This window comes from Vibrio azureus (genome assembly GCF_002849855.1).
In the GTDB taxonomy this organism is placed as follows: domain Bacteria; phylum Pseudomonadota; class Gammaproteobacteria; order Enterobacterales; family Vibrionaceae; genus Vibrio; species Vibrio azureus.
In genome coordinates, this window is the sequence record NZ_CP018616.1 from 2705213 (window position 1) to 2719371 (window position 14159).

At 43.2% G+C, this 14159-nt stretch carries 10 protein-coding genes; 4 read left to right on the forward strand and 6 right to left on the reverse strand.

The features are described 5' to 3' along the window. Window positions 1–40: 40 nt before the first annotated feature. The 6 genes from mshL to BS333_RS12340 form a co-directional block, all read right to left on the reverse strand. Window positions 41–1666: a pilus (MSHA type) biogenesis protein MshL gene (gene mshL, locus BS333_RS12315; protein ID WP_021709268.1), complete on the reverse strand. Its 1626-nt coding sequence runs from the start codon at window positions 1664–1666 to the stop codon at window positions 41–43. A 19-nt stretch (window positions 1667–1685) separates the two neighbouring features. Beyond that, window positions 1686–2021, reverse strand: coding sequence for a hypothetical protein (locus BS333_RS12320; RefSeq protein ID WP_050567979.1), 336 nt, complete (start codon window positions 2019–2021; stop codon window positions 1686–1688). Continuing rightward, window positions 2011–2661, reverse strand: coding sequence for a type II secretion system protein GspM (gene gspM, locus BS333_RS12325; protein ID WP_021709266.1), 651 nt, complete (start codon window positions 2659–2661; stop codon window positions 2011–2013). The genes BS333_RS12320 and gspM overlap by 11 nt, the downstream gene beginning before the upstream one ends. Next, complete coding sequence (locus BS333_RS12330; RefSeq protein ID WP_021709265.1) at window positions 2654–4105, reverse strand: hypothetical protein; 1452 nt, start codon at window positions 4103–4105, stop codon at window positions 2654–2656. Before BS333_RS12330 ends, gspM begins: the two co-directional genes overlap by 8 nt. Before the next feature lie 11 nt (window positions 4106–4116). After that, window positions 4117–6126, reverse strand: a complete 2010-nt coding sequence (gene csrD, locus BS333_RS12335) for an RNase E specificity factor CsrD (RefSeq protein WP_021709264.1) — start codon at window positions 6124–6126, stop codon at window positions 4117–4119. Window positions 6127–6686: 560 nt separating this feature from the next. Beyond that, window positions 6687–7226, reverse strand: coding sequence for a single-stranded DNA-binding protein (locus BS333_RS12340; protein ID WP_021709263.1), 540 nt, complete (start codon window positions 7224–7226; stop codon window positions 6687–6689). 292 nt (window positions 7227–7518) lie between these two features. Between BS333_RS12340 and BS333_RS12345 the strand changes: the two genes are divergently transcribed. From BS333_RS12345 to BS333_RS12360, 4 genes are all read left to right on the forward strand, one after another. Next, the gene (locus BS333_RS12345; RefSeq protein WP_033003608.1) at window positions 7519–8163 is read left to right on the forward strand and encodes a LuxR C-terminal-related transcriptional regulator; all 645 of its coding nucleotides are present in this window, start codon (window positions 7519–7521) and stop codon (window positions 8161–8163) included. A 282-nt stretch (window positions 8164–8445) separates the two neighbouring features. After that, window positions 8446–9318 carry a UTP--glucose-1-phosphate uridylyltransferase GalU gene (galU, locus tag BS333_RS12350; protein WP_021709261.1) on the forward strand — a complete coding sequence of 291 codons (873 nt, stop codon included), beginning with the start codon at window positions 8446–8448 and terminating at the stop codon, window positions 9316–9318. 145 nt (window positions 9319–9463) lie between these two features. Next, window positions 9464–12286: an excinuclease ABC subunit UvrA gene (uvrA, locus tag BS333_RS12355; RefSeq protein WP_021709260.1), complete on the forward strand. Its 2823-nt coding sequence runs from the start codon at window positions 9464–9466 to the stop codon at window positions 12284–12286. 65 nt (window positions 12287–12351) lie between these two features. Beyond that, window positions 12352–14139 (forward strand): PglL family O-oligosaccharyltransferase, encoded by a 1788-nt coding sequence (locus BS333_RS12360; RefSeq protein WP_050567981.1) that lies wholly within the window; start codon window positions 12352–12354, stop codon window positions 14137–14139. The last annotated feature ends 20 nt before the right edge of the window (window positions 14140–14159 follow it).

Below are 14159 nucleotides of genomic sequence, written 5' to 3' on the forward strand. Positions count from 1 at the left end.
ATCGCATCACACCACTAATAGAACACCCATTTACCGTTTATCAATAAAAGGCGGCGTTCTCTTCTGGAAACCATTCTTGTAACAACTCACGAGAACGCTCGAGCTCTTTCTGCCAAGTATTCACACCCACCACAGTCGGTTTTAATAGAATAACCAGCTCTGTTTTTTGAGTTGTATTCGCCACATTGCGGAACAAATAACCCAAACCAGGAATATCACCAAGTAAAGGCACTTTTGATACTTGTTCTAGGTTTTCTTGCTTCATGAGTCCACCAATAACAACAACGTCACCACTTTTGGCTCGAATCACAGAGTCTGACTCTCGGATAGAGCTTTTCGCTAACGGCAATTGAATGTTATTGTAATCACCACCGAGGTTTAATTTCTTGATCTCCTCCGTAACTTCAATGACCGCAGGATGAACATGGAGAAACACATTTCCTTTGTCATCGATCTGCGGCGTAACATCAAGAGAAATCCCTGAAAAGAAAGGAGTAAGGTCAACTTCCGGCACGGCATTCGCGTTCTCTCCATTGCCGACGGTACTAGACAGATCGGTGACAAAGTACTCGTCAGTACCGACTTTGATAACGGACTTTTGATTATTCGCAGCAGTAATACGTGGGCTAGACAACACATTTAAGTCCCCTTGTGTTGCCATAAAATTCATCACAGCAGTAAAACTGCCATCTGAAATAGTGACGTTTGTTTGCCCACCTAGCAAAGAACTTATCGCATCAAGTGGAGGCAATACTGAAGCTGGTCGGTCAATGATAATACTGCCCGCATTTCCAATCGATGCAGACAAGTTGGACCAATTAATTCCTTGCTGGTAGCCATCACTCAATGTGACTTCTAAAATTTTTGCTTCTAGGACCACTTGACGATGCATACGCTGTTGAGAAACGCCAAGAAAGTCTTCAACTTCACGCAGTTCATCTGGGAAAGCTCGCACAGTGATTAATCCTGCCTGAGGCGTCACAACAACACTTTGCCCTTTACCCGAACCAATTAATTTCGTCACCGCTTGCTGCAGCGCCGGCCAGAAGTCACTTTCTGTGATGGTCTCAATTTGTGTCCCACCAGTCGCTGTGGTAGCACTTTGATTGTTTGAACTGCCTCCGTTATCACCACCATTTGCATCGGCCATCGACGATATTGATCCAGTCGCAATACTCGTTAGCGAGCTTCCTGTTCGTTTAAACTGCAGGTAGTTCACCGGAATTGTCACCGTACGAAGGCCAGCTGGGTAAACCTGAATCACTTTTTCAGATTTCACAATCTCGTAGCCATAAAGGTCTTGGACGACTTGCAGCACTTCATCCAAAGTCACATCCGTGAGTTCAACAGTAATATTTCCTTTAACCTCAGGATGAATCGCTACACTGTAGTCGGTCCCTTTCACTAACGATGTGAAAAAACTTGCCGCTGAAACAGATTTGGCTTCAACCTTGAAGCGGGGCACCGTTGCTGACGGCTCAAGAGGATTCCGCTCCAAGTTTGGCATTAAGTCAGCTTCCACAGATGAAGGGATCTCTTCAAGTGAGCGACTACTTGACTCATTAATTGATTGGTTGATAGCCTGTTTGATTTCAACAGGATCACGATGCCCCATTGAACACCCCATTAGAGATGCAATCATAACTCCGACAACTAATTTACGCATACTGTCCTAGCTCTGGTGATTATTTTTTGACGTTCAAACTAAAAAGCTTCAGTTTCCACTGATCACTGCCGCGCTTTAAAGTGACAAATTCACTATTAATCTGGGCCACACGATAGCCGTGAATCTTTGCCCCTTGCTCGACAACTTGGTTATTCAATACAGCAACACACTGGTTACTTTGTCGACAAACAATGCTATTTAAATTAGGTAGACGTGGGCGTTTCATTGCTGGTTTCACTGATTCACTCACCACTGGTTTCTTCCAACCCAATGGTGCTGTCGGATCTTGACTCGCCTCAGCAGGGGGGATGAGTAAAGCCAACACTAACAACCCAATAAATGATTTAGCCACCAATAAACTCCTCTCGAGCACCAAGCGTATAAGCCTCCAACACCAATTTAGCTTTAGGGTAGTCTTCAACCTTGTAGTGAAAACTGCGCCAGTAGTAACTCACAGGTAATTTTTCGAGCATGGCTAAATAGTTAGCAATCGTGAAGTAGTCGCCACTCAACTCCATACGAACTGGGTGAACAAAGTAGCCGGAATACTTTGATTCCTCACCTTTTTCAGTGATCGCTTCTGTCGGTAGTGTCTGCAATGACAACAGATAAATCCCACTTTGTTGAGCAAGAACGTCCTCTAAAACCGACGCCATCTGAGAAGGTGAAACCAAATGTTCCACGACTCCTTCTAACTTTTCTGACAACCTGTTACTTTCCGCGCGTAATTCTTTGATCGCTTGGTCTACTTCTGCATTGGGATTCTTATTCAATTTGGCTTGAGTAACTAAAATATTGCTTTCTGTCGTTTGGTTAGTCAGCTTTAGGTTATCCAATAAACGTTGATTGTTATTGAATTCGCTTATTTTAGGTTCCAACACAAAGCTATAAATCAACATCATTACAATGACTTGGCCACACAAGAGGATCAGCACTTTTTCTCTTGGGGTCATGTCATCAAAACGCCCCTCAAATGAAGACAAAAATTCAATCACTGTTATTGCCTCCCGTTGTCTTAAGAGCAAACGTCACTACGTTGTCTTTATTCCGTCCGATAGAAACATCATCAAAGGTTTGTTCAACAAGACTTGCTTCATTTTTGAATTGGCTTATCCAATTGGGTACATCACTAGGTGATCTCGCTAGGCCTTTTAGAGCGAGTGATTGCTCATCATTAATAACAATTTCGGCTAAAGAGATATCACCATTGCCGAGTTTCGCTAATGCTTTCATCACCCCAGAATAGCCCAACTCTAAAGAATCACCGAAACGGTCCACTGCTTTTAAAGAATCTCGCTTAGCTTTGATTTCATTTTCTAACCGTAATTTCATTGCCAACTTTTGGCGATCAGGCTTATGTTGGCGAAGTTTCTTTTGGTTACGTTCCAATTCTGATTTCAGAATTTCGCCATGACTTTGAGCAATTGTCACGGCATCTGCGGTCCCTTCACTTTTCCAACTAAAATACCCATAACTCAGCGCCATAGAGGCCGCTGTAGCCCCCCAAATAATCGCCACGTTTTTTAAAGTTAAAAAGTGTTTTTTCTGTTTTAAAAAGTCAGGGTAGAGGTTCACTCTCCGACTTTGAGAATGAGCAGCTTGCTCAGCTAAAACATATCCCGAATACAGACATCCTTCAGATTTAAGTGGTGACGCTTTTGAGCTCAAACGAATATTGAGAGATTCAATTAACTCTTGTGTGTCTTCTTCATCACAACATATTTTTAGTTGATGAAGTTGCACACTTCGCAGTTGAGAAGAGAGATAATCGATCGATCGCTGAAGCTCTAGTGATAAGTTATCCATCTGAACATCACTCGATGGCACCCCAGTTAATGGCGGGGTGACGCTTCGAATGGAACGATGAAACGCAATAACATGATCAACGAAGGCACTGATCCGAAAAGGGCCACGCGCACTTCGTTGTAATAATAAGAAATTACCCAACTCATCTGCGCAATCTCCCCAGAGATCATCTTCAGGTACGATACTCTCCAGAGAAATTTGGGTTTGGTTGGTCAATCGTAAAATGGTATCGAAAACTTTACGAGAAAGAACATAGGCTTGGACTTTATTTGAATTGGGCAACTCAACGGCATCTGCAACGATATCGACCGCACGCTCTGAAATCAGTTCTTTTAACAGGTACGGCAACGCAGAAGGCCATTCATTACGCGGCATTGCAGGCTTATCAATTTGATACATTTGATAGTATTGATTTGCAAGTACAACCGTCAGTACATCACTAGAGCTGCCAATAACACTTAAAGCTTGCTCAAAAGCAGCTTCCCAATCAGAGTCTACAACTTCAAATCGCTCTGCCTTACAACTCTTTGCTGACGATGAAACATAGACAGCATCAGGCTGTATCACGAGAAAGGTAGCACGGCCCCCTAAAGGTGAGCGTTTGAGTTTAGCTAATGCTGCTTTAAAATCCATACATTAAGTCTTTACTTTTTTCGCCAACGGTTGCGTTTCCCTAACTGGACCTGAGTTTCACGTTTTACGGCAGTGGGCACTTTAATTGAAGGAAAGTACTGCTCTTCCACCGAAAAGTAAGTCCCTTGTCCAGCATAGACCCCTAGCTCAGCTAAGGTGTCCAATTCAAGCTTATTCTCAATGCCAACAGCGATAAGCTTTGTTTTGCAGTTTTCAGTAGCACCAAGCATGCTACGAACAAACAGTTGATTCTCGTGCCTTTGGTCAATATTGGTCACTAAACTACGGTGAAGCTTAAGGTAAACAATCTCAACCTCTTTTAGGTAGTGAGTGCTTACAATGGTTCTCCCCGCTTGCCCAATCACCACATGGCAACCGAGGCCAACAAGCATTTTTGCTACGGGTCGCATAAAATCTAAGTGCTTAACAAATTGGGCTTCGACAAATTCAAAGTTAAGACAATGTCGCTGCTCTTTTGACAACTGTAACAGTTCATCACGAAACCATTTAAGGTAGCCACGTTCAGCAAAAGGCATTACGTTAAGACAAATCGCATAATGCTCAGCAAAACCAACAGCCGGCTTAAATGTTGACAAAAAAGCCTGTAAGACAGATCTGTCCATTTGCGTTGTGTAACCCACTTGACGAACCATGGAGATAAAGCGAGATGCTTTAATCACACCATTTTCCGGGTCTCGGAGCCGACATGTTAGCTCTTTATATATCTGTTTTTTATGTGGTAGATCATTGATTGTGTAAACTGCTTGAGCACAAAGTATGATTTTTTCAGCCGTCAGGGCAGAATCGAATAATGTCCGCCAGCGGACACTTCCCCGAACCGCTTCATCATCATGCCATTTTTTAAAACGGCTCCAGTTATTACTGTGCTGTAATTGTGCACTACGTAAAGCAGTTTCAACTTCATCTAGAATCTGCCCATGCTTCTCTCCACCTTTGTACATCGTAATACCAATATGGCACCAATTGTCTCGTTCTAACGGAGTCGGTGGATTCAGTTTTTCTAACTGTCGCAACAGTTGAGAAGCTAAATTAGAGATGTTCTTAGCCGCTTGATGAGGTAAGAGTAGTGCAAAATCGGCATTATAGTAGCGAGAAAAAGTAACATCTGGATAACGTTGAACTAGGTTGGATAATAAGCTTCCGACATCAACAATAAACTCATTGCAAGTTCGTTTATCTTGCATGCCTTCAACCAGTTTCCAGTCTTGAATTCGAAGCAGCAAGACCGCTCCACGTGAACCATTTTCAAGCAAAGCAGACTCTAATTTACTATCAAATAACACTCTGTTTGCTGTCCCTGTTAATTTATCAAGGAAAGTCTGAGTACGAATAAATGTATCGAAGCGACTACGCTCTTGACGGGCATCTTGCAGTTCTTCTATTAATAGATCTAAAGCTTCACTGGCGGTATAGGGCCACTCTCTCTCATCTCCTTTAGCATGTTGTTCAACCTGCCCAGCCAAAATCATTCGCCCACGTTCTTCCAGCATTTCGGAGCCTAATAATTGCGCTTTAAGCCAAGCGACTCCTCGTATTAAACAAAAAATGATCAACAGCACTGCCATTGTGATCGATAGTAATGCTTGGATTGAGTAACCGTAGCCAAGGTATGGGGGAATCGCTTTAAAAGCAATGGTATAGCCAGGGTTATGAGCCAAGTGGTATTGACGTTCAAACAGTACTGACTCTTCCATCTTGTGCGAGGTATCTTTAAAACGGTAGATGACGGTACCATTCGCAGCCAAAGTCATCTCAACAATGTTACTTGCCTGTAACATTTTCGGCATCCATCGCTGCATGGAGTACGCCGCATCCGGGTCTTCCAGTTCTTTATCAACGACCTCAACAATCCCTTCTAAATAATGATTGAGATATTCTTGCCCTAAGCGCTGAAAAGATAAGGTGCCACCGACAAACAGGATAAACATTGCACAAGTCACAATCATAGTAACAAACGCAACTAAACGAGTGCTTAATTTAAGCGTTGGGGTATATCTCATGAATACCAAATCCTTTTTACTTCATCGTATACCTTGCTGACATATGTATTCGAGAAATATCTAGCAAACAATCTTATGAAAGTGAATGGAGAAAAGTTAACAGCATCAAGAAACACTCTCAATGTTCATCAATAGAAGTACAATAGTAATCGATAACTTGGAAAAAGTAGATCAAACCACTACGTGCTCTGACTGAAAATCAGTGCCGCCTATCAAATCCAAGCAAACGCTCTCCAAAGACTCTACCAATACCAATTTATTCATACTCTCCTAGGCCAAAATGACCTAGACCAACATGAAGTCATTAAGGTTTAGAACGAGATAGCAACTTGCTTTATCACAATATATTTTAATCGTCCAAGCTAAGTCTCAATCTTGGCTTTAGGCTTTAGGCTTTAGGCTTTAGGCTTTAGGCTTTAGGCTTTAGGCTTTAGGCTTTAGGCTTTAGGCTTTAGGCAATGTTGCATAAATGACGCTAATGTACAAAATAAAAACCCGCTAAATGAGCGGGTTAATAGGGTTAATGCGTGCGTATTAACACGTGTAAATATGCCATCTCATTAGAACGGGATATCATCATCGAAGTCCATTGGCGGCTCATTGTATTGCTGTTGAGGCTGCTGAGGAGCTTGTTGCTGAGGTTGAGACTGTTGCTGTGGTGCTTGGTACTGCTGCTGAGCTGGTTGCTGAGGCTGTCCCCAACCGCCTTGCTGCTGTGGTTGACCACCACCCATTGGTGCACCACCTTGACGGCCGCCCAACATTTGCATCACACCATTGTAACCTTGTACCACAACTTCTGTTGTGTAACGGTCTTGACCACTTTGATCTTGCCATTTACGTGTTTGAAGCTGACCTTCAATGTACACTTGAGAGCCCTTACGTAAGTACTCTCCAGCAACTTCAGCGAGCTTGCCAAAAAGAGCAACACGGTGCCACTCCGTTTTTTCACGCTGCTCACCTGTCGCTTTATCACGCCAAGATTCTGACGTTGCGATCGTGATATTTGCTACAGCACCACCACTAGGCATGTAACGAATTTCAGGGTCATTACCAAGATTCCCTACCAAGATAACTTTGTTAATTCCACGGCTGGCCATGATGTGCTCCGTTTTACTCTGGATCTATTTAAATTCTAGCTCATAAGAATACACGCTTTAATACTTTGATTAAAGCCCAATACCATTGTGCTTAAGAATAGGTGATTGTGGAATGCAAATCTCATTTAACGACGAGGTGTAGCAATTTTGAGTCAGTTTGCATACATCAGTAACTGAAGCTTTGAATTACAACGCATTTATCTTTTTTGCCGATGGTTATCTAATCAAGTTGATGACAACGTACCTGTTGCGCTATGAAGCGCGAAACAAAAACACGATTAAAGGTAACCTAATGAGAAAGTCCAGTTATACAAGAAAGTTATTTCTAGTGAGTTTGAAAAAACAAATAGAGCCCTCTATCAAAAAGATTATAGAAGATACCGATCTTGAAGTTCCGCTTATTTCAACACAAGATTTAATGGAAGCAAGACCAGAGCACCGCAATAAAATCTTGCTAATCGATTTCAATGAACATCAGGCTCTCATTCAATCAATGAAGAATCTTCCTATCGTGTGGCAGAATTTTGAAACCGCATTAATTAATGTACCTAAACGTCTTCGTACCCACGATTTACTTGCTTTTGGCAACCTAAAAGGCGTCTTTTATCAACAAGAATCCTCACAAAAAGTGGCCATTGGTTTAAAAGAAATTGTCAATGGTAAAAATTGGTTACCCAGAGAAGTCACGAGCCAATTACTCCAATACTATCGTGGGGTCGTCAACACCCATACAGGACCAATCATTAGTGATTTGACGATTCGACAACTAGAGGTGCTGCGCTACGCTCAATCCGGAACATCAAACATCCAAATTGCAGAAGCGATGTGCATTAGTGAATCTACGGTAAAAACCCACCTCTCGGGCATTTTTAAGAAATTGTCAGTAAAAGGAAGAGTGCAAGCGATCGCTTGGGCCGATCAAAATCTATTGTGTTAATGATCGTAACCTTGCCATGGGGTGATGGGACTGACAAGAACCGTTGTTCTTCCATCACTCCTTTATAACATTTCCAAACGATAGCTTTCATTTCTTCATTTCTTCATTTCTTCATTTCTTCATTTCTTCATTTCTTCATTTCTTCATTTCTTCATTTCTTCAGTCACAATATTACTTTGCATTTATTGTTTGCAACTTTTCTCCTCTCTAGCGTGCCCCCTTCAACCAGTTCATGTTAAAATGATGAGTAAACTCCTGTGATATGAGAAAGGATATTCCTCGATGATTAAAAAATGTTTGTTCCCTGCGGCAGGTTACGGCACGCGCTTCCTACCTGCGACTAAATCAATGCCAAAAGAAATGATGCCAGTAGTGAACAAGCCACTGATTGAATATGGTGTTGAAGAAGCGATCCAAGCTGGTATGGATGGTATGTGTATTGTAACAGGTCGTGGTAAACACTCCATTATGGACCACTTCGATAAAAACTATGAGCTTGAGCATCAAATCAGTGGTACCAATAAAGAAGAATTGTTGGGCGATATCCGAGAAATCATTGACTCAGCCAACTTTACCTACATTCGTCAACGCGAAATGAAAGGCTTAGGCCATGCCATTCTAACAGGACGTGAGCTGATCGGTGACGAACCTTTTGCAGTAGTACTGGCTGATGACCTTTGCGTCAACGAAGAAGAGGGCGTACTAGCTCAAATGGTGGCGCTGTTTAAGCAATTCCGTTGTTCAATCGTTGCTGTTCAGGAAGTGCCGGAAGAAGAAACACACAAGTATGGTGTAATATCTGGTGAGATGATCAAAGATGATATCTTCCGTGTCGATGACATGGTTGAGAAACCGGAGCAAGGCACAGCACCAAGTAACCTAGCGATCATCGGTCGTTACATCCTGACTCCAGATATTTTTGAACTGATCGAAAATACAGAACCTGGCAAAGGTGGCGAGATCCAAATTACTGACGCACTACTTAAGCAAGCCAAAGCAGGCTGCGTTCTAGCCTATAAATTCAAAGGACAACGCTTTGACTGTGGTAGCGTAGAAGGTTACATCGAAGCAACTAACTACTGCTTTGAAAACCTATATTTAAAAGACGAAAAGAAATCTGAGCTCGGGAAGCACGCAACGCATAAAGAAGCCTAAGCGCCCAAATTTTTTGATAGAAAACTTGTCTCTAGTAAAGCTCGGCTCAGGTCGAGCTTTACTGTTTTTTTGTCCAGTATTTTCTTTGAACATTTCTCACACTATGTAATACTTGCGTTACTTGGTTTTACATAGAGCAAAAACGATGGACAAAATAGAAGTTCGCGGTGCCCGCACCCATAACCTCAAAGATATCAACCTCACTATCCCTCGCGATAAACTGATTGTCATTACCGGTTTGAGTGGTTCTGGTAAATCTTCTCTCGCCTTCGATACTTTGTATGCTGAAGGTCAAAGGCGTTACGTAGAGTCACTATCCGCTTACGCTCGCCAATTTTTGTCTCTAATGGAAAAACCAGATGTGGACCACATCGAAGGTTTGTCTCCTGCAATCTCAATTGAGCAGAAATCAACATCGCATAACCCTAGATCCACCGTCGGCACGATTACTGAAGTCTACGACTACCTACGTTTGCTTTACGCTCGTGTTGGTGAACCTCGTTGTCCAACACACCATACACCGCTTGCAGCACAAACCGTCAGCCAGATGGTCGATAAAGTCTTAGAGTTGCCAGAAGGCAGCAAGATGATGCTGCTTGCTCCTATCGTGAAAGAACGTAAAGGTGAGCATGTTAAGACACTGGAGAACCTAGCAGCTCAAGGGTTTATTCGTGCACGCATCGATGGTGAAACATGCGACCTTTCCGATCCACCAACGCTAGAGCTGCACAAAAAGCACACCATTGAAGTGGTAGTCGACCGCTTTAAAGTCCGCCCAGACTTGCAGCAACGTTTGGCTGAATCCTTCGAAACCACACTCGAGCTTTCTGGTGGCATTGCGGTTGTGGCCCCAATGGATGGCGACGGCGAAGAAGTGATCTTCTCAGCCAACTTTGCTTGCCCTCTTTGTGGCTACAGCATGCAAGAATTAGAACCTCGCCTGTTTTCATTCAATAACCCTGCCGGAGCATGCCAAACCTGTGATGGACTTGGCGTACAGCAATACTTTGACCCAAGTCGAGTAATTCAAGATGGTAGCCTCAGCCTAGCACAGGGAGCAATTCGGGGTTGGGATCAAAAGAACTATTATTACTTCCAAATGCTCTCTTCGTTAGCCGAGCATTATGGCTTCGATTTGCATGTTCCCTTTGATTCATTACCTAAGAAAACCCAAGAGATCATTTTAAAAGGCTCAGGTCGCTCAGAAGTTGAATTCAAATACATCAATGACCGAGGGGACATCCGCGTCAAGCGCCACCCATTTGAAGGGATTCTCAATACACTTGAACGTCGTTATCGTGATACCGAGTCTAACTCAGTTAGAGAAGATTTAGCGAAATACATTTCAACCAAATCCTGTTCAAGTTGTAATGGTACACGTCTACGCCTTGAAGCACGTAACGTCTTTATTGCCGATACCACACTACCGGAAATTGTAAAGCTAAGTATTGCCGAGGCATTGGATTTCTTTCATTCCTTACACTTAGAAGGGCAACGTGCCCAAATCGCAGAAAAGGTGATGAAAGAAATTAACGACCGCCTGCAATTTTTGGTCAACGTGGGACTCAATTATCTCAACTTATCACGCAGTGCTGAAACACTCTCAGGAGGAGAGGCACAACGTATTCGTCTAGCAAGCCAAATTGGAGCTGGATTAGTTGGGGTAATGTATGTTCTTGATGAGCCTTCAATTGGTCTCCACCAGCGCGATAATGAGAGACTGTTAAAAACACTGACTCACCTACGTGATTTAGGCAACACCGTCTTAGTGGTTGAACATGATGAAGATGCGATTCGCTGTGCTGACCATGTCATCGATATTGGCCCCGGAGCAGGGGTTCATGGCGGTAATGTCGTCGCAGAAGGGACGATGGCCGATATTATTGCTAACCCTAATTCATTGACAGGCCAATACCTCAGCGGCGCAAAAGAAATCAGTGTACCTAAGCAACGTACGCCAAGAGATCCAAAGAAAACGGTTGAACTCAAAGGGGCAACAGGCAATAACCTGAAAAATGTCAATCTCTCCATTCCCGTTGGTTTATTCAGTTGTATCACTGGGGTATCTGGTTCAGGCAAATCTACCCTAATCAACGATACATTCTTTAAGATTGCTCATACTCAACTCAACGGCGCCACGACTGCACAACCTTCTCCGTATAAGTCGATCAAAGGCCTTGAGCACTTCGATAAGGTTATCGATATAGACCAAAGCCCAATTGGCCGAACACCTCGCTCCAACCCAGCAACTTATACAGGTATCTTTACACCCATTAGGGAACTGTTTGCTGGCACTCAAGAGTCACGTTCCCGTGGTTATAAACCGGGGCGTTTTAGCTTTAACGTTCGAGGTGGACGCTGTGAGGCCTGTCAGGGGGATGGCGTCATCAAGGTCGAAATGCACTTCTTACCCGATGTGTACGTTCCCTGTGATGTGTGTAAAGGCAAACGCTACAATCGTGAAACACTTGAGGTCCACTACAAAGGCAAAACGATTGATGAAGTTTTAGCCATGACTGTTGAAGATGCACGAGCTTTCTTTGACCCAGTCCCAGTTATTGCCAGAAAATTACAAACCCTGATTGATGTTGGCCTATCCTATATTCGACTAGGGCAGGCAGCGACAACTTTATCTGGCGGTGAAGCTCAGCGGGTTAAACTCGCTCGTGAATTATCCAAACGAGACACAGGCAAGACCTTGTATATTTTGGATGAGCCAACCACAGGGCTTCACTTTCATGATATCCAACAGTTACTTACGGTCTTACATCGACTCCGTGATCATGGTAATACGGTCGTGGTTATAGAACATAACCTTGATGTCATTAAAACTGCCGATTGGATCGTAGATTTAGGCCCGGAAGGAGGACAAGGAGGCGGAGACATCATTGCTCAGGGAACCCCTGAAGATGTGTCTAAGGTCAAAGGTTCACACACCGCTCGTTTCCTTAAGCCTATGTTGAAATAAAAAAAGCAGGTAAAGTAAAAGGCCAACTGATGGTTGGCCTTTTTTCATTTAACAGTGCGAAATTTATGGCTATTTTACATGTAAACGGAACCAAGCTTTCTCAACATAAGGTACAAGTTCCTCTTAATCGAAAATTCCTTTTAGCGCTAGCAATGCTGTTCTTAGTGGCAATGCACTTTTTTATGCTCAACCCTGGCGGAGCTGGCCTCGCCCTACCATTTAATGCCACAACATGGATTGCGTTCAGTGGGGTACTGGGTATCGGCATCTATCAGCTCGCTGCCAATCACTCTGTGCGTTATTCTAAGCTGACACTGGGCTTATTCATAAGCTGCGTCATCATGACACTGCCTATCTTGTTTCCAAACGCAAACGCAGCTATTGCCGCAAATAGATTAATAACGTTATGGGCTGGCCTACTGTTCTTTATTGTTTTACAACAATTTAAATTTAATAATAAATACCGTCAGCGCTTACTTTGGTTTATTGTGCTAGCCGTTATCATTGAGGCAGTTTGGGGGCTGGTCCAGTACCTTTATCTACAACCTGATAACCTATTTGGCTATGACACGGTTGTAAATCGACCTTATGGTATTTTCCAGCAACCTAATGTCATGGCAAGTTTTCTCGCCACAGGATTGATCATTGCCAGCTACCTATTAGCCCGCCAACCCCAGCGACATAAGTATTCACGTAAGCTTACTGCAACTGCCATTTTGTATGCCGTCCCTGTTTTAACCTTACCTTTGATTGTCGCGCTTGCATCTCGAACTGGTTGGCTCGCTTCAACGATCGCCGTCATTATGATCATCCCTTACATGCAGCGCTTTTCGAACCGCTCTCGCTTTATTCGCTGGATAGTTTCTATTGCCATGGGGTTAGCCCTTTCTTTAGTGGTAATGAAGCTAGCTTTCCCAGATGGTGGAAGTTTAGCGTCTGAAAAAGTGCATATGGAATCACCTCGAGCCTATACCTTTCCACAAACGCTCGATATGGTGATCGAAAAGCCATTTACTGGTTATGGTTACGGTCAGTTTGAATCAGAGTACATGTTATATACTGCTCGTCAGCATGCTCTCAATGAGACCTATCCCGCAGGCTTGCCATCTATGGATCACCCGCATAATGAGCTGCTTTATTGGGCTGCGGAAGGCGGAATTTTACCTATCTTGGGGATCTTATTGGCTGCATCTTGTGTCATTTATCGCATCTATCAAGCGAAGCGAGGAACACGTTTGGCACTGCTCGCTCTATTTATCCCGATAATAATCCATTCTCAACTCGAGTACCCGTTCTACCATTCACTCGTACATTGGTTGATTTTTATTATTCTGCTTTACTGGGTTGATCAACGTTCTTCTCAGTATCGTCAAGCACCTTTTAGCCGTATTACCAAGAGCTTACTTCGAGTATGTAGCCTCGTTCTACCACTCACTTTAACGTTCTATATGCTCAGTGCTTTGCATACGAATTATGTGTTGACCAAGTTTGAAACCACTCAACCTACCGATCCGGATATCTTAAATCAGGTGACAAATCCCGTGGTATGGAAGGATCGTTTTGACTGGGACGTTTACAGCAGTTTGCTCAATGTGGGATTACAAGAACAAGAGCCTCGCTTTATTCAACCTTACATTGATTGGTCACTCAACATGATCAAAGATAAACCTCGTCCAATGCTATATAACAACCTCATTTTGGCTTATCAAGGTTTGGGAGAATCGAGTAAAGCTGAGCAAATTCGGACGGAAGCAAGCTTCTTATTTCCTCAAATGAATTTCAGTGATATCCAATACCAACCACCATCTCAGCGAGCCTCCGATTTCTTTCAAGAAGTGATTAAGGCAGAATAGATGGCATGTAAAGCGAAGGC

Excerpts from the sequence above, each read along its gene's own strand:
- BS333_RS12340 (WP_021709263.1), bottom strand. The coding sequence starts at position 7,226 with ATGGCCAGCCGTGGAATTAACAAAGTTATCTTGGTAGGGAATCTTGGT.
- mshL (WP_021709268.1), bottom strand. The coding sequence starts at position 1,666 with ATGCGTAAATTAGTTGTCGGAGTTATGATTGCATCTCTAATGGGGTGT.
- uvrA (WP_021709260.1), top strand. The coding sequence starts at position 9,464 with ATGGACAAAATAGAAGTTCGCGGTGCCCGCACCCATAACCTCAAAGAT.
- BS333_RS12360 (WP_050567981.1), top strand. The coding sequence starts at position 12,352 with ATGGCTATTTTACATGTAAACGGAACCAAGCTTTCTCAACATAAGGTA.
- csrD (WP_021709264.1), bottom strand. The coding sequence starts at position 6,126 with ATGAGATATACCCCAACGCTTAAATTAAGCACTCGTTTAGTTGCGTTT.
- BS333_RS12330 (WP_021709265.1), bottom strand. The coding sequence starts at position 4,105 with ATGGATTTTAAAGCAGCATTAGCTAAACTCAAACGCTCACCTTTAGGG.
- galU (WP_021709261.1), top strand. The coding sequence starts at position 8,446 with ATGATTAAAAAATGTTTGTTCCCTGCGGCAGGTTACGGCACGCGCTTC.
- BS333_RS12345 (WP_033003608.1), top strand. The coding sequence starts at position 7,519 with ATGAGAAAGTCCAGTTATACAAGAAAGTTATTTCTAGTGAGTTTGAAA.